Origin of the sequence: Flavobacterium sp. YO12, from assembly GCF_004119495.1 — a bacterium.
Taxonomy (GTDB): Bacteria; Bacteroidota; Bacteroidia; order Flavobacteriales; family Flavobacteriaceae; genus Flavobacterium.
The window spans coordinates 22,413-44,835 of the sequence record NZ_NRQU01000014.1 but is presented as its reverse complement, the minus strand read 5'-3'; the positions used below and the strand labels follow the sequence as shown (position 1 = coordinate 44,835).

The window sequence follows — 22,423 nt, the reverse complement described above, 5'->3', positions numbered from 1 at the left end:
TTAGTAAAAATGAATGTTTTTATGTGTTAAAAACAATTTATGGCTTCAACTTATAAAACTACAACGTTATAACTTGTAGAACTAGTAGGGTTTGGCGGTCAATAAAATCTCTTTTTTGTACTTTTATACTGTCAAACCTAAAAAAGTATCCATTTTGATAAATTTCAATCCATTACAATTATTCCAGACAAAAGGAAAAATCAAGAAAGTTTTTAGAGAAGCAAAAGCTTCTTACCTGAACCGAATTCGTTTTGCTGTTGGAATGTTTTATTTTGGAATGGGATTAAGTTTTGCAACTTGGGCAAGCAGAATTCCAGATATTAAAACCGCTTTGCACTTAACCGAAGGTGATTTAGGATCTATTCTTTTTGCCTTACCAATGGGGCAGTTAATAATCATGCCGTTTTCTGGTAAGATGGTTACTAAATTTGGAAGCCACCGTGTTTTGGTATTCTCTTTAATTATGTATGTTTTATGTTTGGCTAATTTAGGGCTGGCGACATCAGCGCTGCAATTGTCGTTAGGTTTATTTTTGTTTGGACTATTCGGAAACTTAGCAAACATTGCTGTTAATACTCAAGGTGTTTATACCGAAGTTCTTTTTAAAAAAACAATCATGTCGTCGTTTCATGGTATGTGGAGTTTTGCGGGATTTACCGGAGCATTAGTAGGTTTAGGAATGTTAGCCTTAAATTTAACGCCTTTACATCATTTTCTTATTGTGGGAGTCGTAGTACTTTTAATGGTCGCTTTCAATTTTAAATTTTTGGTAAAAGCCAAAGAAAAAATTAAACATACTGCCGAAAAGAAAAAGCTGTTTACAAAACCAGACAGCGCATTAATTTGGCTTGGCGTAATTGGATTTTGCAGTATGGCAAGTGAAGGAGTAATGTTTGATTGGAGTGGTGTTTACTTTAAAGATATAGTAAAAGCGCCCGGACCATTAGTTATTTTAGGATATACTTCATTTATGATTATGATGGCAGGAGGAAGATTTTTAGGCGACGGATTAATCAATAAATTTGGTCGTGAACGTGTAATGCAAATTAGCGGAATCTTAATTTCTGCGGGACTTTTTACAGCAGTTTTTCTTCCTTATATTATTCCGTGTACAATTGCCTTTATGGCAGTTGGTTTAGGTGTAGCAACTATTGTTCCTACAGTTTATAGTATGGCTGGAAAAAATCCGACTGTTCCGCCTGGCGAAGCATTAACAATTGTTTCGAGCGTTAGCTTTTTGGGTTTTTTAATGGGGCCGCCAGTTATCGGACATATTGCTCAAAACTTCGGACTTCAGTTTTCTTTTGCTTTTATCGGAATCTTTGGTGTTCTTATTGCCTTCATGGTTTCTAAAATTAGAACAACAGCTTAAATATTTTTGCCGTAAGACAGCACAAATTGATATGTAGACTTTAAATTTTGTAAGAATTTATTTTCTTTTGTAATAATTTATCTATATTTGAACTCTTTGTTGTTTGTATTATCTACAAGACAAAACTCTTTTCCAAAAACCAATTTTATTTTTTGAATAGGATTAATATCCGAAAACAATTTTCAAAGTAAATTGGAATTTTAATGGTAAAAAAATACACTGTCTTTTTTATTTTATGGTCTTTTAATTTTGCTTTTGCACAAGAAACAATCTTTAGAGGTGTTGTTATTGATGCTAAAACGCAGAATCCTCTTGAGAATGTTGTAGTAAGTATTCAGAATTCTTCAATAACAAAACTTACTTCAAAAAGCGGCAAATTTGAACTGCATTCTTCTATAGAAGGAGAACAACTGCTTTTGATTCACAGTCAAGACTGCAAAGACTTACTTCTTAAAATTCACTCAAATTTTGGTCAGATTATATATCTCGGCGTATTAGAGTTAGAAGATATTTATTCAGATGAAGTTCCAGCCGCCTTGATAACTTTATTAGACAGTGATTTATCTGATGATAACAGCTCATCTGAAATGACTTCGGGGCTTTTGCAATCTTCAAAAGATGCTTTTATGCAGGCTTCAGCATTTAATTGGAGTCAGGCAAGATTTAGGATTCGTGGTCTAGACAGCGAAAATGGCACCATGATGCTGAACGGAGTGATAATGAATAAAATCTATGACGGCAGACCGCAATGGAACAATTGGGGCGGATTAAATAATGTACTTCGCAATCAGGATTTTTCGATTGGAACAGCAGCTTCAAATTATACTTTTGGAGGTATTCTAGGAACGCAGCAGATTTTTACACGAGCTTCTCTTTATCGAAAAGGATCACAGCTTATCTTTTCAGGAAGTAATACAACTTATAGTTTACGAGCAATTGCAACGTATGCTTCAGGAATGAGTGCTTCGGGCTGGGCTTATGTGGTTTCAGGAGGTAAAAGATGGGCGGACGAAGGCTATTTTGAAGGAACAAATTTTGATGCCGATTCTTTTTTTATGAGCGTCGAAAAGAAATTAAGCAATAAGCATTCTCTCAATTTTACAGGTTTTTATACGCCAAATTCCCGCGGGAAAAATTCTCCAAATACAGCCGAAGTAACTAGTTTAATGGGTGAAAAATACAATTCGTATTGGGGATTTCAGAATGGGAAAAAGCGAAATGCAAGAGTGAAAAAGGTTGAAGAACCTCTTTTTATGCTTAATCATTATTTTAAAATAGATGAAAAAACGAACCTGAATTCGAGTTTTATGTATCAATTTGGGAAAGTTGGAAATAGTTCTATTGATTATCAAAATGCAGATAGCCCTGATCCAGTTTATTATAGAAAAATGCCAAGTTATTTTAGTTCACTTTATGCAAAAGATAAAGGAGAGTTTTCAGGTGAATTTACTCCAGATTATGAAAATGCTGCCAAAAGTAAAAACATATTTTTGGCAAATTCCCAAATAGATTGGAATACCATTTATATGGCAAATCAAAAACTGGGGCAAAATAGTTATGAGCCAGCGCAAAGTCATTATATTTTATATGAAGACAGAACAGATGATAAAACTTTTGCGGCAAATTCTAACCTAAATATCCAGATTACTCCAAATATTGCTTTTGATGGAGGAGTTACGTATCGAAATTTAAAATCGCATAATTTTCAATATTTACTAGATCTTCTTGGCGGTAAATATTTTGAAGATATTGATCCATTTTACAAAGGAGATTTTTCTCAATCTGATTTACAGAACCCAAATAGGCAGGTAAAAGAAGGTGATATTTTTGGTTACAATTATAATTTTTTAGCCAATACAATCGATGCCTTTACACAGTTTAAATTTTCTTATAATAAAACCGAGTTTTATTTGGCACAATCGTATTCAGTGTCTAATTATCAAAGAGAAGGATTGTATCAAAACGGAATTTATGCCACTGCTTCTTTAGGAAAAAGTGAGAAAGTAAATTTTGAGAATTTTGGCTTCAAAGGAGGTTTCATCTATAAAATTTCGGGAAAACAATGGTTGTTTTTTAATGGAGCACATCTTACAAGAGCGCCGTCTCTTAGAAATACATTTTCAAATTCGCGCTTAAATAATAATATAGTTAACGGAATCGAAAGCGAAAACATTAGCAGTGCCGAAGCCAATTATGTATATAGTTCTCCAAAACTTAAAATGCGATTAACGGCTTATTATACTTTAATTAAAAACACGTCAAAAACGTCTTTTTTTTATGCCGAAGGAATTTTTGGTAATGGAGCAGGTTATGATGCAACAGATGCTTTTGTAAGTCAGACTTTAACACATTTAGATAAAAAAAATACTGGAGCAGAGTTGAGTTTTGAATACCAAATCTCATCAACATTAAAAACAACGTTAAGTGCTGCTTACGGTAATTACGTTTACAGCAGTAATCCATATGTATCGATTACAAATGATGCAAATGCAGCAAAAGATGGAGTACAAACTATATTTGACTTTGGCTCCGCCTATCTTAAAAACTACAAACAATCTGGAACACCTCAAAGCGCCTTTTCGGTTGGTTTAGAATATCGTGATCCTAAATTCTGGTGGATTGGAACTAATATAAACTATTTGACAGATAATTATATTGATGTTTCTCCAATTTCTCGAACTTCTCAGTTCTACATTAATCCCGCAAATGGATTTCCTTTTCCCGAAGCAACATCTGAAAGAGGAAATGAATTATTAAAACAAGAAAAGTTTGATCCTGTAAGCCTATTAAATATTAATGGAGGAAAATCTTGGAGGGTTCATAAAAAATATATCGGACTTTTTGCCAGCGTCAATAATGTTTTGAATTCAATGTATAAAACAGGCGGTTTTGAGCAGGCGCGGAATGCAAACTTTAGAGCGTTAAATCAAGATGTATCCAGCGGAACGCCTTCTTTTGGACCAAAATATTACTATGGATACGGCAGAACTTATTTCTTAAATCTCACAATCGGTTTATAAACGAAAATTTATTTATCATGAAAAATATAATTCTAAACTCATTTTTTGCGTCATTGTTGGTATTTGTTTTAGGCTGCAGTACCGAAGTTGAAGCCCCAAAACTAGTTTGTACACAGCCTGATTTTACAGTAAATAAAACAGTCGAAAAAGTGTACGAACTTTCAAGCAGTGCGGCAAAACAATATTTATATGATGATATTATTGAAGCTTATGTAGTATCGAGTGACGAAGGAGGGAACTTTTTTAAAACCATTTCACTGCAAACAAAAGCAACAGCTAACAGCCCTGCAGTGGGGTTTAGTGTTCCAGTTGATGTTTCGAATACTTATATTGATTACCGTTTGGGGAATAAAGTTTATGTGAAACTCAAAAATCAATTCACGGATTTGTATTATGGAGGTTTAAGAATAGGAAGTTTATACGTTAGCAATTCAGGAGATCCTGCAATTGGCAGAATTTCTCAGAATGACTTTAAGAATGTATTAAATGCCTCGTGTACTATAATTGATGAAAACCAATTAGTAGAGTCACTTTCTATAGAAGAAGCACTTGTTGACGGTAAATTAAATACATTAGTTGAGTTCAATGATGTAGAATTTACAGAAGCTGCACTTGATCGACATTATTTTGAAGAATCAAATAATGTGGGAGGATCAACAAACTGGAATCTGCGTGATAAAATGGGAAATCAAATTATATTTAGAACAAGCAGTTATGCAAAATTTGCAGATCATTTTGTACCAGAGGGAAGTGGAAAAGTAAGAGGGATTCTAACCAAATTTGGTTCAGATTATCAATTGATGGTACGATCTGAAAATGATGTTGTAATGAATGGAAAAAGAAATACTCCCTTTTTCTCCGAAGATTTTCAAACAGTTAAAAACAATGTCAATTTTGCACTTCCCGGTTGGAGTAATATTGTAGAAAAAGCAACAAAATTATGGAAAAGTATCGTTTATGCAGGAAATGGCTATGCCGAATTTAATACCACAAGCACAACAGCTGCAGAAAATATTGCCTGGCTGGTTTCTCCAAAAATTAATTTAACGGGATATAAGAATGCGGTATTGTCTTTTAGAAGTGCGCAACATGATTTAAAAGTTGATTCGCCTCTAAATACACTTGAAGTTTACGTTTCAACGAATTTTGACGGTTCAAATATAGCTAAAGCAAAATGGACGAAACTAGATGCAAAGGTTCCGCTGCTTTCAACTCCTGCGCGCCAGTTTATAAGTTCAGGCGGTATCGATTTATCATCTTATTCAGGAAACATTCATATCGGTTTTAGATATATAGGATCTGGAAAAGATAAAACACTTAATGGTGCTTTTATGGTTGATGATGTAAAGATTTTTGGAGAAAAGTAAAATGAAGTTCAAAATTCGGTTTTAATCTGCTGCAGAGTATTTTGACCTTTTTTAAGTTTTAAAGTGTTAAATTTTAGTAGAATTTTGTATTTTGGTCATCCCAAATCAATACAAAAACAAAATGAAAATCTACTTTATTGCCATCATAATGATGGTATTTCCATTCTTAGCACATAGCCAGGATGATACTCCTGTGAAATTAAAGCAAATAAACATTGTAAAAACAAATTACCAAAACTCAAAAGACGGTGAAATTGTAAACAAGACAGTTGTATTTAAAGACGGTAAACTTCAAACAATTACGACTTCAGACGTTATTCAGCATTTTTTTTATAATAAAAACGGTTTGCTTGATATGACAGTTAAAGACAAAGTGGGCAGCGACTGGAAAGAAGTTATTAATTACACTTATAATGCCGATAATAACATTACTAAATTTGTAAAAAAATATCAAGAAGGACCTGACTATATAACTAAAGTAGTCACTTTTGTATACGAAGGAGCTCGAGTAAAAGTAACGACTAAAAAAAGTACAAATCACCAGAATTTAGTTGATGATATTGAATATATTGTAGAAAACGGAATTATTGTAAGACGTACTTCTCGTGATAGAAATAAGGCAATCATTGGGAAAATCGAATATGTTTATGTAAACGATAATGTATCTAAACATAAAGGATTAGTTGGAGATAAAATTTCTAAATCATTCACTTATGATGATAAAAAATCTGTTGATCAGTTAATCGTTCAAAGCCTTTTTGGTGACAATTATAAAGTAATTGTTCCAATGATTTCTTATCATGAAGATGAATTTAGTTTTGAGTCAATTTCATACAACAACGAAATGAATTTTAGCCCATCGTCTACTGTATTAGTTGCTGTAAGCAGAAAATATAAATATAATAAATTAAATTTTCCGATTTCGTGTTCGCAAATTGAAGAAAACGGAATTGTAAAAACAGAGAAAACCTTTATTTACGAATAAATACGTTTAAAATCATTTTTAAGCCATTTGTAAACAAGTTTTATAAAAGAAAATCCTTTGTAAAACATAGTTTATAAATGGCTTATCTTTTTAAATACAATTTAAAAACCTAATTCTATAATTGTAAGTAGCAGGCAAATCATTAAATTTGCAACTTATTCAAAGCTATGTTAGAAAAAGAAGTTATAAATTTTGAGAGAACTGCCATTGTTGGTATTATAACTCAAAATCAAAGTGAGGAAAAACTTAACGAATATTTGGACGAATTAGAGTTTTTGACTTTTACCGCTGGAGGTGAAGTTATAAAACGTTTTTCGCAAAAAATGGAGCGTCCAAATCCCAAGACATTTGTTGGTACAGGAAAAATAGACGAAATCCATCTTTTTGTAAAAGAAAACAATATATCGACTTTAATTTTTGATGACGAATTATCGCCGTCTCAGCAAAAGAATATTTCAAGAATTATTGATTGTAAAATTCTTGACAGAACCAATTTGATTCTGGATATTTTTGCGCAGAGAGCCGAAACTTCGTATGCAAGAACTCAGGTAGAGTTGGCACAATGCCAATATTTATTACCAAGACTTTCTGGTTTATGGACGCACCTTGAGCGTCAAAAAGGAGGAATTGGAATGCGTGGTCCTGGTGAAACGGAGATTGAAACAGATAGACGTATTGTACGTGATCGAATTTCACTTTTGAAGGATAAGATCAAAACGATCGACAAACAAATGAGTATTCAAAGAAGTAATCGCGGAGCAATGGTTCGTGTGGCTTTAGTTGGATATACAAACGTTGGAAAATCGACTTTGATGAATGCCATTGGTAAAAGTGATGTTTTTGTCGAAAACAAATTGTTCGCAACATTAGATACAACAGTTCGAAAAGTGGTAATTAAAAATTTACCGTTTTTACTTTCTGATACCGTTGGTTTCATCAGAAAATTGCCAACACAATTAGTAGATTCTTTCAAAAGTACACTTGATGAGGTTCGTGAGGCTGATTTACTTTTGCATGTTGTAGATATTTCGCATCCAGATTTTGAAGATCATATCGAATCTGTAAATCAAACTTTGCAAGAAATCAAAAGCAATGATAAACCAACGATTATGGTTTTTAATAAAATCGATGCTTACAAACATTTGACTATCGATGAAGATGATTTGATTACCGAAAGAACTAGAAAACATTACACACTTGAGGAATGGAAACAAACTTGGATGAGTAATGTTGGAGAAAATAACACTTTGTTTATTTCGGCAACACAAAAGCAAAATTTTGAAGAATTTAGAGAAATGGTGTACGAAGCAGTTCGTCAGATTCATATAACGAGATTCCCATACAATAAATTTTTGTATCCAGATTATAAGGATGCAGTTGAAAAAGAAGAACAAGAATAAGTTGAATTTTTATAAACTGTCTTTTATTAAAACATAAAGTTCGAAGAGCTAATCTACATAGCTTTGCGAACTTTATGTTTTTTGAGATACTTTAGTCAGCGCTCTCTGAGGTAAAATTAAGCGGTTTGCAGTTTAAATTAAAAACCAAAATTAACTCCTAAACCAAATACTTCTCTGGTTTGAAATCCTTGAAAAGCATTGTCATCATAAATCGCTTGGAAAGATAAGTTTGCCGATAGGAATTTATTGATTTTCATAACAATATTCAGAGAGTAATTGATGTCTACATTTTGTGGATCTTCTAAATAATTAGAGTAAAGATTTAAAGTATTTTCGGCAGTTACGTTGGTCATTATTGCTAATTTATAATAAACAGAGGCATAAAAACCTAATTCGTAACGCATACTTTTGTTAGCATCTACACCAAAATAAGCACCATCAACATATGGTAATCCTGTTGCTTGATCTATTCCAGAAGTATATGCGCTGTCAACAAATGTAAATTTTGAAGTTAATGGAGCGAAGTTTATTTTAAGATTATCGTCTTTTGTCCAGTAAATTCCAGGACCTGTAGTAAGATAACCAGGAGACATAAATTTGGTATTTTCGGTTCTAATTTCTTTTCCATTTGCATCCTGTCCATAAACATAGCCAGTTGTAAATTGTGTTCTGAAATTCAGGAAATAAGAGTAGTACCATTCTCCAAAAGCTCTTTTTCCAACGATAGAATTAAACTCTAGTCGGTCATCTGTCTTTTTTCCGAAATCGGCATTTTTGGTTTGTAAGAGTCCGTAAGAAGCTAAAATTTTATTATCCCAAGTTAAGTCCTCTTTTTTGTAATTAAAATCATAATTGATTCCCAAAGTTCCAGAAAAACTGTCTTCTCCTCCGGCAATCCAATTGTTAAAGCTTGACTGATTAAGCAAAAGAGACACAGTTCCTTTTGCCTTCCAGCCATCTTCTTCAATAGTATCGTTTATTTTTTTTACCGCTTTTTCGGTATTTTGAATTAATTCTTTTTCTGAATTTTGTGCCTGAACAAAAGTAAAGTTCGCTAAAATGAAGAGTAATAACGTCAGCTTTCTCATGGTTATTTAGTTTAAGTGTATTAACAAATATACTAAAAACGCTTAAAAGGTTAAGGCATAATTGATCGAAAAAGCAAGTTATTTCTTAGATTCCTTGTACAAAGGGACTGCAGAGCAAGCTTCACCGTACATTATGCTTCGGGCGAAGGGTTGAAGGTTGTTTGCTGCTAAAATATAAGCTCGCATTGGTACTGGTTTTCTTGAGCAGCCTTTTACAATGACAGGTTTGTTCTTGTAAACCGAATAATCGATTTTACTTAAGATTTCTTCATATAAGCTAGCATCTAAATCTTCGATAGTTCCATTGACTACTTTTTTTGCAAAAGGCGCTAAATGGATGCTTACTAAAATTAAAGCCCAAGCCGGAACGATAGCGTCTGTACTGCAATGCACAGCCACATATTGATCTTGGTATTGTGACCAATCGTGATTTTTAAGGTGTTCTCTAAAGTCTTTTTCTTTCAATAAAAATCCTTCCAAAAGCCATTGCGAAATGTCAATTTGTGTACGGATTCCTTTTGGATAATAATCCTCTAAATCAAAAACTTCTAAAGCACTATTAGCAACTTTATTGATGATTTCTTCCATTCTTTAAGTCTTAAAGTCGAAGGTCGAAAGTCATAAACTCTTTTATTAGACTTTATAACTTTCAACTTTATGACTGTTTTTTAAAGCATTCCTAATTCTAATTTTGCTTCTTCGCTCATTAAATCTTTACTCCAAGGCGGATCGAAAGTAATTTCAACGTCAACATCTTTTATGTTTTCGATCGTTTTTACTTTTTCTTCTACCTCTCTTGGTAAGCTTTCTGCAACCGGACAGTTTGGAGAGGTAAGTGTCATTAAGATTTTTACTTCGTAATCTGTATTTACCATTACATCGTAAATTAATCCTAATTCATAAATATCAACAGGAATCTCAGGATCGTAAATTCCTTTTAAAACTTTTACGATTGATTCTCCTAATTCGTTTGTGTCTATTTCTTGTTCCATTTTGTTATTTGTTTTTTCGCCACGAATTTCACAAATTTCCCGAATTTAAAAATTAGTGTCAATTCGTGAAATTCGTGGCAAAAGAAATTTAATTTTTGTTTTTTGCGTCAAAAGCCAAAGCGTACATTTTGATGTTTTTGATCATCGAAACCAAACCGTTGGCACGTGTTGCTGATAAATGTTCTTTTAATCCAATTTCGTCTATAAAATCAGTATCTGCATTTATGATATCAGATGCTTTTTGATTGGAGAAAGCACGAATTAAAATCGCGATTATTCCTTTTGTCAAAATTGCATCACTATCAGCAGTAAAGACAATTTTGTCATCTTTTTGTTCGCCTTGAAGCCAAACTTTAGACTGACATCCTTTGATTAAATTCTCGTCGGTTTTGTATTCTTCTTTAATTAACGGAAGACTTTTTCCTAGTTCAATGATGTATTCATAACGCTGCATCCAGTCGTCGAACATCGAAAATTCGTCTATTATTTCGTTTTGAATTTCTTTTATTGTCATAATTATTCTTTAGCAAAATCAACCAGTAAATTAACCAGTTTTTCTATTTCCTTTGGAGGAAAACCATTGTCGAAACCTTTTGTTTCGTAGGTCTTTTGATTTTGAGTTACTTTTAAATTTCCAATTGCAGCGCCATCGTAAAAACGTTTTTCTGTTGGAGCTTTCAAATTTGGAATATTTTCTAAATTTATTTTCGAAAACTCAATTACAATTTGTTTCCATTTTGCATCATTAATTTTCGCTTCTACAGCTTCCTCATTTCTGGCATTGGTAACTGTTGCTGTTTTATTTTGAACAATTATCTTTTTGTAAATACCTCTTGAAACGGCAGTGTATTCCAATTGTGTTTTGGTCATATCTGCTTTTTTTTGACTGGAGCAGCTCGTTCCAATAAAAAGAGTTAAGAGTAACAAAGATAAAATTCTCATATAAAAGGTTTTTAGCTCAGCATTGTTTGGGCTTTCTTAACTGCATCAACCATTAGATCAATTTCCTCTTTAGTGTTATAAAAAGAGAAAGAAGCACGAATTGTTCCCGGAATACAGAAGAAATTCATAATTGGCTGCGCACAGTGATGTCCAGTTCTAACCGCAATTCCTAATTTGTCAATTATTGAACCAATATCATAGGGATGAATTCCATCAATATTAAATGAAACCACAGAAGCTTTATTCTTTCCCGTTCCGTAGATTCTCAAACCTTCAATTTCTAGTAGACGTTTTGTAGCGTACTCTAAAAGTTCGTGTTCATATTCCTGAATATTGTCGAAACCTATATTGTTTAAATAATCAATTGCAGTTCCCAAAACAATTCCACCCGCAATATTTGGAGTTCCAGCTTCAAATTTATGAGGAAGATCTGCGTAAGTAGTTTTTTCGAAAGTCACTTCTTTGATCATCTCGCCGCCGCCCTGATAAGGAGGAAGTTTATTTAACCATTCTTCTTTTCCATATAAAATTCCTGTTCCAGTTGGACCGCACATTTTATGTCCTGAAAAAGCATAAAAATCACAATCTAATTCCTGAACATCTGGTTTTAAATGTGGAACAGCCTGAGCGCCGTCAATTAAAACAGCAGAACCTACAGCGTGTGCCTTATCAATAATATATTTAATTGGGTTAATGATTCCCAGTGCATTCGAAATATGATTTACCGTAACCACTTTTGTTTTTTCAGAAAGTAAAGCATCAAATTCTTCGATGATTAATTCTCCATTTTCATTCATCGGAATTACTTTCAAAACAGCTCCCGTTTTTTCACATAACATTTGCCAAGGCACAATATTACTGTGATGTTCCAGTGAAGAAACAATTACTTCGTCGCCAGGTTTCAAGATTGAAGCAAAACCATTTGTAACTAAGTTAATACCGTGTGTAGTTCCCGAAGTAAAAAGGACTTCGTGAGCATGTTTTGCATTAATATGATTTTTCACTTTGCCACGAGAAATCTCGTAAGCATCAGTGGCTAATTGGCTTAAAGTGTGAACGCCACGGTGAATATTGGCATTAATTTCCTGATAATATTTTACTTCTTCATCAATCACAATTTGTGGTTTTTGCGAAGTAGCTCCGTTGTCGAAATATACTAAAGGTTTTCCGTTTACAGTTTGTGAAAGTATCGGAAAATCAGCTCTTATTTTTTGGATATCTAGCATGTCTTATTTAGAAAAAATCTATTTACAAAAGTACTAAAACTAAATTTGTTTATACAGCAATTCTATAATTTCCTTTTATGGTGCCATTGTTAGATGCTGTAAATATTGATTCCGTAAAAAATAATTCTGTTTTTTGAATTATCCGAAATAGATTTGTGAATTGAGTTCTAAAATCGTGAGCATAAATTATTTATATTGCAGTAAAAATATCTAAATCGTCATGAAAAAGTTTCTCAAAGTATTTCTGCTTGTTTTGGTTCTTGCCTTTTTGTATTTCGGATTTACAACTTATCCGAAGCTGGATTTGATTTCTGGTTTCTCAGCAAAAAGTGTCGCGTCAGGACATTTTATCGATAATCGTCCATTGGATCTAATTGAAAAAACAGACAATGATATTGATATGATTGATTTGGCTAAAAATTCAATTGATGATGCTGGAAAATTTGCAGTTTCATCTGTTTATGGATTGAAAGAAAGAAAAGCAATCTATAGAGAAGGTTTGGGAGCTTTATTAATTAATGATGATTTTGATATTTCGAAACCATACCTGCTTCCAAAAAGAACAAAATTGGTTAATAATCTTCCTTTTCCTTATGGCAATAATGAACCAAAAGATTCTGCTTTCGCAAATGTCGACTATGCAAAATTAAAAAAAGCCGTTGACGATTCTTTTGATAAAGATGGCGGAAAAAAGAAAAGAACACGTGCCGTTGTTGTTTTATATAAAGACAAATTAATTGCCGAAAAATACGATACAGGTTTCAATAAAGACAGTAAAATTTTAGGCTGGTCGATGACAAAAAGTATCACAAGTTCTGCTTTTGGAGTTTTGGCAAAACAAGGGAAAATTGATATTTATAAACCAGCGCCAATCAAAGAATGGCAAAATGACGAACGCAAAAATATTACCGTAAACGATTTGCTTCACATGAATTCTGGTTTAGAATGGGAAGAGAATTACAGCACAATCTGCGATGCTACACAAATGCTTTTTCAATCTGAAGATATGGGAAAAGTACAAATGGATAAGCCGGCAAAATATAAACCAAACACACATTGGTATTATTCTTCAGGAACGACAAACTTATTATCGAGAATTTTAAGAAGTCAATTTAAAACACAACAAGAATACTTAGATTTTTGGTATAGCGCCGTAATCGACAAAATCGGAATGAATTCGATGATTGTGGAGCAAGATATGTCAGGAACTTTTGTAGGTTCGTCTTACGGATGGGCAACACCAAGAGATTGGTCAAAATTTGGATTATTATACTTGCACAAAGGAAACTGGAACGGCGAACAAATCCTTGACGAAAGCTGGGTAAAGTACACAGCAACACCAACCAATACTTCTGAAGGAAAATATGGAGCACAATTTTGGTTAAACGCCGGAGGAAAATTCCCAGATGTTCCTCGTGATATGTTTTATTGCAGTGGGTATCAAGGACAAATGGTGGCGATTATTCCTTCTTTGGATATGGTTATCGTGAGAATGGGAGTGAAGGAAGAAGAACCTGGATTTGATTTTAATGGGTTTTTGAAGGGGATAATTTCTTCTGTAAAAAAGTAATTGTATGAATCCAGTTTTGAAATCAATTCTAATTGGAATTGTAGGGTTTGTTGTTTTGATTTTGTCGTTTTCATTACTAATTAGAATCATTCCTTTTTTTGGCAAATTATTTTTATTCGTAGGATTTGGAATGATTTTATTTGGATTCTTTTCCTTCTTATTTAATGTCTTTAAGAGATAATTTAATGAAAAACGAAATTAAAGTGCCAATTTTTATGATGCTTTCTGGTTGGCTTCTTGGAGGATTTGGATTTACGACAACATTGGGACATCCAATAAGTACAATTTCTTTTTGTCTCGGATTAAGTTTGGCTTTTTTTGGATTTATATTATTTGTTCTTAGAGTGAAAAAATAAAATTTAACCGCAAAGACGCCAAGTAAAAAGCGCAAAGTTCGCAAAGTTTTGTAATAAACCTTTGCGAACTTTGCGTAATTCTTTGCGAACCTTGCGGTTAAACAATACTATAAATCAAATCCTAAATTCACGCCCAATTTCATGGCGATGATTTTAGTAATTCTTTGTTTTAATTCTGGTATTTTGATGCTTTCGATAACGGCATTTGAAAATGCGTACATTAATAAAGCTTTAGCTTCTTTTTGTGGAATTCCACGAGATTGCATGTAGAACATTGCTGTTTCATCCAATTGTCCAACGGTACAACCGTGAGAACATTTTACGTCATCAGCGAAAATCTCTAATTGTGGTTTTGCGTTGATAGTAGCTTTGTCGCTCAATAAAATGTTATTACTTTTTTGGAAAGCATTTGTTTTTTGAGCTTCTTTTTCTACCAAAACTTTTCCGTTGAAAACTCCTGTTGAACGATCAGAGAAAATTCCCTTATAATCCTGGAAACTTTCGCAGTTTGGCGTTGCGTGGTTTACCAAAGTATAATGGTCAACGTGTTGTTTGTCATTTAAGATTGAAATTCCGTTCAACGTACTTGTCAATCTTTCTCCAAAGTGATAGAAGTTTAAGTTGTTACGAGTTAAATTTCCACCAAAAGAGAAAGTGTGCACATAAGCATGACTTTCCTGTTGTTGTGAAACGTAAGTGTTGTCAATTAAATTGGCTTCACTATTATCGTTTTGAATTTTGTAATAATCAACAATCGCACGTTTTTGAGCAAAAATCTCTGTAACCGAATTGGTTAAAACTGGGTTTTCATTCAAGCTTTGGTGACGCTCGATAATTTGAACATGTGAATTTTCTCCCACAATAATCAAATTTCTTGGCTGAACCATTAAAGCTGCTTCGCTTCCAGTTGAGAAATACATAATCTCAATTGGTTTATCTGCTACTTTTTTCTTCGGAATATTGATAAACGCACCTTCCATTGCAAATGCAGTATTCAATGAAGTCAAGCTGTCATCTTTACTTGCAATTTGATTAAAGTAGGTGTCAATAATCATTTTATATTTTGGTTTGGTTAATGCTGATGACATCAAGCAAACATCGATTCCGTCATGCGTTGTAGAAGACAAATGCGAACTAAATACGCCATCGACAAATACTAATTTATAAGTGTCAATTTCGTGTAAAAAGTATTTTTTTACCTGACTGAATTCGATTGCATTTTCCTGTTTTGGAAAACCGAAAAGTCATTTTTTAAGATGGCATTTAGCGATGTATATTTCCAAGCTTCTTCTTTTTTGGTTGGGAAACCTTTATTTTCGAAGTTTTTTAAAGCATTTGTGCGTATGTCATGTAAATCTGAATGTACATCGACACGCTCTTCAAAAGCCATAAAAGACGATACTAATTTTTCTTTTAAATCCATTTTGTGTTTTAGTCTTAAAGTCGAAAGTCGAAAGTCGAAAGACTCTGGATTGTCGACTATTTTTGTGAAAAAATCATAAATTAAGTTGAGTCTGAAAAAGACTTTACAACTTTTGACTTTATGACTTTTGACTCAAATATTTAATGAAACCGCCTAATAATTTCGATATTTCTGTTATCGATTCCAAAAGCATTTCAAATTCTTCTTTTATAATATATTCTAAATCAAAAGCTAAATATAATTGAGATCTAACTTCTCCTGCTGATGCTTTGGCTACATATAAAAAGTAAATAAACTCTTTGTCTGTATTTCTCTCAAAACCCTCTGCTATATTTGATGATATAGAAAGGGATGCACGTCTTATTTGTCTAACAAAATCAAAGTCTTTTTTGAAATTAGAATTTTCGGTAATCAAATATATTTTCTTATTGAAGATTCGAGATTTTTGCCAAGAATTTATTTCCTCAAAAGATTTAAACTTACTCATGCTTTATTTCAACTTTATGACTTTTGACTTTAAGACTTATTAATTCTCTGCTTTGATCCAATCGTAACCCTTTTCCTCTAGCTCATATGCTAATTCTTTTCCTCCAGATTTTACAATTCTTCCGTTGTACAAAACGTGAACGAAATCAGGAACGATATAATCTAACAAACGTTGGTAGTGCGTGATAACGATAATTGCATTTTTCTCGCTTTTTAATTTGTTTACACCATTTGCAACAATTCTTAAAGCATCGATATCAAGACCAGAATCGGTTTCGTCAAGGATAGCTAATTTTGGCTCCAACATCGCCATTTGGAAAATTTCGTTTCTTTTTTTCTCTCCTCCAGAAAAACCTTCGTTTAAAGAACGAGATAAAAATTTACGATCGATTTCTAATAATTCAGATTTCTCACGAATCACTTTCAGCATTTCGTTTGCCGGCATTTCTTCTTGACCGTTTGCTTTACGAGTTTCGTTGATTGCAGTTTTCATAAAGTTAGTTACACTAACTCCAGGAATTTCTACAGGATATTGAAACGAAAGGAAAACTCCTTTGTGTGCTCTTTCTTCTGGAGCTAAATCTGCAAGATCTTCTCCGTCAAGGAAAACTTCTCCGTCAGTAACTTCGTAGTTTTCGTTTCCTGCAATAACAGCAGAAAGTGTACTTTTTCCAGAACCGTTTGGTCCCATGATAGCGTGTACTTCGCCAGCTTTAACTTCTATATTAATTCCTTTTAGGATTTCTTTATCACCAATTGAGGCGTGAAGGTTTTTTATTGATAACATTGTTTTTTATTTTATATAAATGTCAATTCTATTTTTGTTGTTTGGTTTAGGATATTGGCATTAAAATGCGCATGTCCTAAATATTCCATGCCTAAATAATCGGCTGTTTTTTTAAACGGAATGTAAAAACTTTCTTCGATTTCATTGTCGTGTGAATTTGAGATCACGCCAATTTTTTTTCCTCTAAGTTTTCTTCCAGTTTCTTTTTCAATTCGGATTAAATCTGAAAACCGATCAAAAAAGACCTTCATAATTCCGCTCATATTATACCAATAAATGGGCGTTGCAAAAATGAAAGTATCATGATTTTCGATAATCTTTTTAATCAAAGGCAAAAAATCATCTTCTATATTTTTGCTTTCGTAATCATAATATGAAATATTATAATCACTTAGATTTACTACATCAATATGGTATTCTTTCACAATTTCGTCCACAATTTTTGTTGTGTTGCCGTTTTTTCTGGAAGAACCTAAAATGATGACTTTTTTATTTTCCATCTTCAAATTATCCAACAGAACCTTCTAAAGAAATCTCTAATAATTTTTGCGCTTCAACCGCAAATTCCATTGGAAGTTTATTCAATACATCTTTACTGAAACCGTTTACAATTAAGGCAATCGCTTTTTCAGTCGGGATACCTCTTTGGTTGCAATAAAAAACCTGATCTTCTCCAATTTTACTTGTAGTTGCTTCGTGCTCAATTTTAGCCGATGGATTTTTACTTTCGATATACGGGAAAGTATGTGCTCCACAATTATTCCCCATTAACAATGAGTCACATTGTGAAAAGTTTCTTGCATTCTCTGCTCTGGGAGAGATTTGCACTAAACCACGGTAGCTGTTTTGTGATTTACCAGCCGAAATACCTTTAGAAATAATAGTCGATTTAGTGTTTTTTCCTAAATGGATCATTTTAGTTCCAGTATCTGCTTGTTGGTAATTATTGGTAACAGCAATCGAATAAAATTCTCCTACCGAATTATCTCCTTTTAATACGCAAGATGGATATTTCCAAGTTACAGCAGAACCTGTTTCTACTTGTGTCCAAGAAATTTTAGCATTTGTTTCGCATAAACCTCTTTTGGTTACGAAGTTGTAAACTCCACCTTTTCCTTCTTTGTTTCCAGGAAACCAGTTTTGAACGGTAGAATACTTAATTTCAGCATCATCCAAAGCGATTAATTCAACTACAGCAGCGTGTAATTGATTTTCATCGCGACTTGGAGCAGTACATCCTTCTAAATAAGAAACATAACTTCCTGCATCAGCAATCACCAAAGTTCTTTCGAATTGTCCTGTTCCTGCCTGATTAATTCTGAAATAAGTTGAAAGTTCCATTGGGCAACGAACACCTTTTGGAATATAACAGAAACTTCCGTCAGAGAAAACTGCTGAGTTTAATGCTGCGTAGAAGTTGTCTTTTTGAGGTACAACCGTTCCTAAATATTTTTTTACTAATTCTGGATGTTCTTTAATAGCTTCAGAAATTGGACAGAAAATAATTCCTTTTTCGGCCAAAGTTTTCTTGAAAGTTGTAGCTACTGAAACAGAATCGACAACAATATCCATAGCGACATTGTTCATCATTTTTTGTTCATCAACAGAAATTCCAAGTTTTTTGTACATCTCTAATAATTCCGGATCTACATCGTCCAAAGTTTTGTTAGGATCTACTTGTTTTGGAGCTGAGTAATAAGAAATCGCCTGAAAATCTGGTTTTTCATAATGAACATTTGCCCATTCTGGCTCAATCATTTCTTTCCATGCGCGGAAAGCCTCGATGCGCCATTCGGTCATCCATTCAGGTTCTTCTTTTTTAAGAGAAATAGCTCTCACGATGTCTTCGTTTAAGCCAATAGGGAAAGTCTCAGATTCTATATTAGTATAAAATCCGTACTCATATTCTTTAGTTTCCAGTTCGATTTTTAAATCGTCTTCGGTGTATTTGCTCATTGTTTTTTTATTGAAAGATTTAAAAATTGAAGGATTTAAATATTAAAATCACTTCCGTAATTTTTAAATCTTTAAATTTTGCAATTATTTAATTTTTAAAGAGAGAATGATTCTCCGCATCCGCAAGTTCTGCTTGCATTTGGATTGTTGAAAACAAATCCTTTTCCGTTTAATCCGCCTGAAAATTCAAGAATTGTTCCGGCTAAATATAGGAATGATTTTTTTTCAACTGCTATTTGTATGTCATTATCTACGAATACTTTATCATCGTCGCCTTTGGTTTTGTCAAATTTTAAATCATAAGACAAACCAGAGCATCCACCACTTTTTACGCCTACTCTTACATAGTCGTTTGCGGCGTCAAAACCATCATCAGTCATCAAATCGATGATTTTCTTTTTGGCTGTATCAGAAACCTTTATCATTGTTTATGGTATTTGTTTTTAAAAGATCATTTAAAATCGCATCTAAATAGTAATCAAAATATTACATTAAATAAAATGCCAATTTCTCAGTTCAAATGAAATTGTCTGCAAAGATACGACTTAAAAACCTTTTTCCATAGCGGTTCACATTATTATAACAAATGTTAAAATAGATAGAATTTATTTTGCTGAAAACAGGGCAAAAATGTATCTCTTTTTTTTTACAGTGATCTTGTTTGTTGAGCGAAAAGTTTGATGATTTTTGTAAATTTTTGCGATTCTCGTATTTTAATGGCAAATAAAATTAAAAACCGTATTTGTACTTATTATAACTGTTGTTATATTGTTATTTTTGTAATAAATTGTGAGTAATTATGAAAAAACAGTATATGAATAAGTGGGTAAAAGCACTTTTTGCAGTATTTTTTGTTTTTGGAATAGGAGCTACATTCTTTATTTTTAGCAGTGAATTAAAGGAAAGTACCAAAGATAATGCGACTCCTTCGATTAAAAATAATCTTGCAGAGCCAAGCAAGGAATCTACAGCACAAAAAAATATTATAGATTCTTTGAATGTTTTAAAGCAGCAATATGATTTGGCTATTCTAGAAAAGACTTCGTTATCGCAGCAATTGGAGCTTGAACGAAAAAATGTCGAAAACTTGATGGAGATTATTAAAGCTTCAAAAAATCCTTCGATTACTCAGATTCAAATTTATAGAAAACAACTTTTAGATTTAAAAACGACATTAGAATCTAAAGGTTTAGAAATTAAAAGTCTCAAATCTCAAAACCAAAATTTACTTACCGAAATTGAGTCCCAGAATGTTGTGATGTATCAGCAAAAGGCGCAAAATGACACTTTAATTTTGAAACAAAAAAAACTGGAATCGACGATAAAAGACGCTTCAAGGTTATCACTGAATAATTTTAAAGTAGTTGCATTGCGCGAGAAAAACTCTGGAAAAGAGCTAGAAACGGATAAAGCCAAGCATACACAAAAGCTTAAAGTGAGCTTTTCTATCAATGGAAATTCGGTAGCTAAAACAGGAAAAAAGATTTTTTATATTCAAGTTTTAGATCAAAAAAACACAGTTTTAGGAGAAGATAAATTAATTGAATTCGGAAATGATAAAGCTTTGGTTTACAGTTTTATTGTAGCAGTAGATTTTCAAGGAAAACCTGTCAATGTTTACGGCATTTTAAATGCTGATGAAAATGATTTTAAAAAAGGAACTTATTTTGTTAACTTTTTTGATAAGCAAGAAATCATAGGAAGTACTTCGATTACTTTAGAATAAAGAGTAGGGAGTTTTTAAATAGAATTTGTAGTATAAAGGAAATTGATTTCCTAGCTTTGTTTTCTTATTAGAAATTTATACTCATGAAACTTTATCCAATAGAATCAGGAAATTTTAAGTTAGACGGCGGTGCAATGTTTGGTGTTGTACCTAAAACAATTTGGAACAAAACCAATCCTGCAGATGATAATAATCTTATCGATATAGCCGCACGTTGTTTGTTGATTGAAGATGGAAATCGTTTGATTTTAATTGATACCGGAATGGGAGATAAACAATCAGAAAAGTTTTTTGGTTATTACTCGCTTTGGGGATCTCATTCGATTGATAAATCTTTGGCAAAATATGGTTTTCATAGAGATGATATTACGGATGTTTTTATGACGCATTTGCATTTTGACCATTGCGGAGGAAGTGTTCAGTGGAATTCTGATAAAACTTTTTATGAGCCGGCTTTTAAAAATGCGAAGTTTTGGACAAATGAAAATCATTGGGAATGGGCTACAAAACCAAATGCGCGTGAAAAAGCTTCTTTTCTTTCGGAAAATATTTTACCAATGCAGGAAAGCGGTCAGTTGAATTTTATAAAACGTTCTGAAAGTGATTTTGCATTTTCTGAAGAAATGAATTTTGGGATTTATTACGTTGATGGGCATACCGAAAAACAGATGATTCCGCACATTCAATATCAAGATAAAACCATCGTTTTTTGCGCAGATTTATTGGCTACTGCTGGACATATTCCGTTACCGTATGTAATGGGGTACGATACGCGTCCATTATTGACAATGCCTGAAAAATCAAAATTTTTGAATGCCGCTGCTGACAATAATTATTATTTGTTTTTAGAACACGATGCACATAATCAAATTATAACGGTTGAACATACTGAGAAAGGCGTGCGACTGAAAGATGTTTTTACCTGCGAAGAGATTCTTTAAGATAAACTTTAAAATATGAAAAAATCCCGTTTTCAACTGAATGAAAACGGGATTTTTGATTTAACTAATTGTGATTATTTAAGAGCTAGTTGGTTTTAAATTTCCAAACCTGTCCAACAGTTTCACCTCCTTTGTTGTCTTTTACGACAACTTTCCAGAAGTACTCTTTTGTGGCGTCAAGCGTAACATCAAATGAAGAAGCGCTTATATTTTCGGCAACTTTTGCTGTTGGAGGATTAGTTGTTCCAAAATACACATCGTAAGTTAGAATATCATTTGCGTCAACATCAGATGCCTTCCATTTTAAAGTGGCCGTTGCTGTGCTTAAAGTAGAATTTATTGCTGGCTGAACTAACTCTGGAGCAAATGGTAAATGATTTACAACACCTGTTCCTGCAGTATAAAATTTGAAAGTTGCAGAGTAAGCACTTGATAAACCTTTGCTGTCTGCTGCTTGTACTCTCCAATAATATGCTGTATTTTTCTCTAACGAAAGAGAGGAGCTAACGGTTGAGTTGTTAAGTGTATTAACAATTTGAGTAAATCCGTTATCTTTTGCAACTTGAATTTGGTAGACAATTGGATCTTTTTCAGTATCAGTAGATTGATTCCATTGTAAAGAAACAGTATTGTCTAAACATAATTTACCATCGGTAGGAGATACTAATACTGGAACTGTAGGTGCCGTATTTGTAACTGGAGGAGTAACAGGATCGTCTCCGCCCCCGCCTCCGCATGCAGCAAACAAAAAACTAATGATTGATAGGTATATAAAATTCTTCATTT

General features: G+C 33.0%; 21 protein-coding genes and 1 pseudogene. 9 read left to right on the top strand and 13 right to left on the bottom strand.

Annotated elements, in window-relative coordinates:
• The first annotated feature begins 154 nt into the window (after window positions 1–154).
• The 5 genes from BOW55_RS06530 to hflX all read left to right on the top strand — a co-directional run bounded on the left by BOW55_RS06530 (window position 155) and on the right by hflX (window position 8,144).
• Window positions 155–1,372 carry an MFS transporter gene (locus BOW55_RS06530; protein WP_129023482.1) on the top strand — a complete coding sequence of 406 codons (1,218 nt, stop codon included), beginning with the start codon at window positions 155–157 and terminating at the stop codon, window positions 1,370–1,372.
• 203 nt (window positions 1,373–1,575) lie between these two features.
• The gene (locus BOW55_RS06525; protein ID WP_129023481.1) at window positions 1,576–4,392 is read left to right on the top strand and encodes a TonB-dependent receptor; all 2,817 of its coding nucleotides are present in this window, start codon (window positions 1,576–1,578) and stop codon (window positions 4,390–4,392) included.
• A gap of 17 nt (window positions 4,393–4,409) precedes the next feature.
• The gene (locus tag BOW55_RS06520; RefSeq protein WP_129023480.1) at window positions 4,410–5,759 is read left to right on the top strand and encodes a DUF5689 domain-containing protein; all 1,350 of its coding nucleotides are present in this window, start codon (window positions 4,410–4,412) and stop codon (window positions 5,757–5,759) included.
• A 121-nt stretch (window positions 5,760–5,880) separates the two neighbouring features.
• The gene (locus tag BOW55_RS06515; RefSeq protein WP_129023479.1) at window positions 5,881–6,744 is read left to right on the top strand and encodes a hypothetical protein; all 864 of its coding nucleotides are present in this window, start codon (window positions 5,881–5,883) and stop codon (window positions 6,742–6,744) included.
• A 167-nt stretch (window positions 6,745–6,911) separates the two neighbouring features.
• Entirely contained in the window at window positions 6,912–8,144 is a 1,233-nt protein-coding gene (gene hflX / locus BOW55_RS06510; protein WP_129023478.1) for a GTPase HflX, read from the top strand.
• Window positions 8,145–8,281: 137 nt separating this feature from the next.
• Here the strand turns inward: hflX and BOW55_RS06505 are convergent, their stop codons facing one another.
• The 6 genes from BOW55_RS06505 to BOW55_RS06480 form a co-directional block, all read right to left on the bottom strand.
• A complete protein-coding gene (locus BOW55_RS06505; protein ID WP_129023477.1) occupies window positions 8,282–9,232 on the bottom strand; it encodes a DUF3078 domain-containing protein in 951 nt (316 codons plus the stop codon).
• A 78-nt stretch (window positions 9,233–9,310) separates the two neighbouring features.
• Window positions 9,311–9,820, bottom strand: a complete 510-nt coding sequence (locus BOW55_RS06500) for a DUF2480 family protein (protein ID WP_129023476.1) — start codon at window positions 9,818–9,820, stop codon at window positions 9,311–9,313.
• Between the two features lie 80 nt (window positions 9,821–9,900).
• A complete protein-coding gene (locus BOW55_RS06495) occupies window positions 9,901–10,224 on the bottom strand; it encodes an SUF system Fe-S cluster assembly protein (RefSeq protein ID WP_017494560.1) in 324 nt (107 codons plus the stop codon).
• Window positions 10,225–10,312: 88 nt separating this feature from the next.
• Complete coding sequence (locus BOW55_RS06490) at window positions 10,313–10,738, bottom strand: SufE family protein (RefSeq protein WP_129023475.1); 426 nt, start codon at window positions 10,736–10,738, stop codon at window positions 10,313–10,315.
• Window positions 10,739–10,740: 2 nt separating this feature from the next.
• Window positions 10,741–11,166 carry a hypothetical protein gene (locus tag BOW55_RS06485; protein WP_129023474.1) on the bottom strand — a complete coding sequence of 142 codons (426 nt, stop codon included), beginning with the start codon at window positions 11,164–11,166 and terminating at the stop codon, window positions 10,741–10,743.
• A gap of 11 nt (window positions 11,167–11,177) precedes the next feature.
• Window positions 11,178–12,392: an aminotransferase class V-fold PLP-dependent enzyme gene (locus BOW55_RS06480; protein WP_129023473.1), complete on the bottom strand. Its 1,215-nt coding sequence runs from the start codon at window positions 12,390–12,392 to the stop codon at window positions 11,178–11,180.
• A gap of 220 nt (window positions 12,393–12,612) precedes the next feature.
• Here BOW55_RS06480 and BOW55_RS06475 point away from each other — a divergent pair, with 220 nt between their 5' ends.
• Both BOW55_RS06475 and BOW55_RS20780 read left to right on the top strand, forming a co-directional pair.
• Window positions 12,613–13,962, top strand: a complete 1,350-nt coding sequence (locus BOW55_RS06475) for a serine hydrolase (protein ID WP_129023472.1) — start codon at window positions 12,613–12,615, stop codon at window positions 13,960–13,962.
• A 185-nt stretch (window positions 13,963–14,147) separates the two neighbouring features.
• Window positions 14,148–14,318 (top strand): hypothetical protein, encoded by a 171-nt coding sequence (locus tag BOW55_RS20780; protein ID WP_164975008.1) that lies wholly within the window; start codon window positions 14,148–14,150, stop codon window positions 14,316–14,318.
• Window positions 14,319–14,425: 107 nt separating this feature from the next.
• Here BOW55_RS20780 and sufD read toward each other — a convergent pair.
• The 6 genes and pseudogenes from sufD to BOW55_RS06445 form a co-directional block, all read right to left on the bottom strand.
• A pseudogene (sufD, locus tag BOW55_RS06470) lies at window positions 14,426–15,741 on the bottom strand (Fe-S cluster assembly protein SufD).
• A 118-nt stretch (window positions 15,742–15,859) separates the two neighbouring features.
• Complete coding sequence (locus BOW55_RS06465) at window positions 15,860–16,228, bottom strand: four helix bundle protein (protein WP_129023471.1); 369 nt, start codon at window positions 16,226–16,228, stop codon at window positions 15,860–15,862.
• Window positions 16,229–16,267: 39 nt separating this feature from the next.
• Window positions 16,268–17,014: a Fe-S cluster assembly ATPase SufC gene (gene sufC / locus BOW55_RS06460; protein WP_017494567.1), complete on the bottom strand. Its 747-nt coding sequence runs from the start codon at window positions 17,012–17,014 to the stop codon at window positions 16,268–16,270.
• Window positions 17,015–17,025: 11 nt separating this feature from the next.
• Window positions 17,026–17,514: a flavodoxin family protein gene (locus BOW55_RS06455; RefSeq protein ID WP_129023470.1), complete on the bottom strand. Its 489-nt coding sequence runs from the start codon at window positions 17,512–17,514 to the stop codon at window positions 17,026–17,028.
• A gap of 7 nt (window positions 17,515–17,521) precedes the next feature.
• A complete protein-coding gene (gene sufB / locus BOW55_RS06450) occupies window positions 17,522–18,970 on the bottom strand; it encodes a Fe-S cluster assembly protein SufB (RefSeq protein ID WP_129023469.1) in 1,449 nt (482 codons plus the stop codon).
• Between the two features lie 95 nt (window positions 18,971–19,065).
• Window positions 19,066–19,395, bottom strand: a complete 330-nt coding sequence (locus BOW55_RS06445; RefSeq protein WP_073483816.1) for an iron-sulfur cluster assembly accessory protein — start codon at window positions 19,393–19,395, stop codon at window positions 19,066–19,068.
• A 374-nt stretch (window positions 19,396–19,769) separates the two neighbouring features.
• On the opposite strand from BOW55_RS06445, the gene BOW55_RS06440 reads away from it, so the two are divergent.
• Both BOW55_RS06440 and BOW55_RS06435 read left to right on the top strand, forming a co-directional pair.
• Window positions 19,770–20,696 (top strand): hypothetical protein, encoded by a 927-nt coding sequence (locus BOW55_RS06440; RefSeq protein ID WP_129023468.1) that lies wholly within the window; start codon window positions 19,770–19,772, stop codon window positions 20,694–20,696.
• A gap of 83 nt (window positions 20,697–20,779) precedes the next feature.
• Window positions 20,780–21,637: an MBL fold metallo-hydrolase gene (locus BOW55_RS06435; RefSeq protein WP_129023467.1), complete on the top strand. Its 858-nt coding sequence runs from the start codon at window positions 20,780–20,782 to the stop codon at window positions 21,635–21,637.
• A gap of 85 nt (window positions 21,638–21,722) precedes the next feature.
• On the opposite strand, the gene BOW55_RS06430 is transcribed toward BOW55_RS06435, so the two are convergent.
• Window positions 21,723–22,421, bottom strand: coding sequence for a hypothetical protein (locus BOW55_RS06430; RefSeq protein WP_129023466.1), 699 nt, complete (start codon window positions 22,419–22,421; stop codon window positions 21,723–21,725).
• Between the last annotated feature and the right edge of the window lie 2 nt (window positions 22,422–22,423).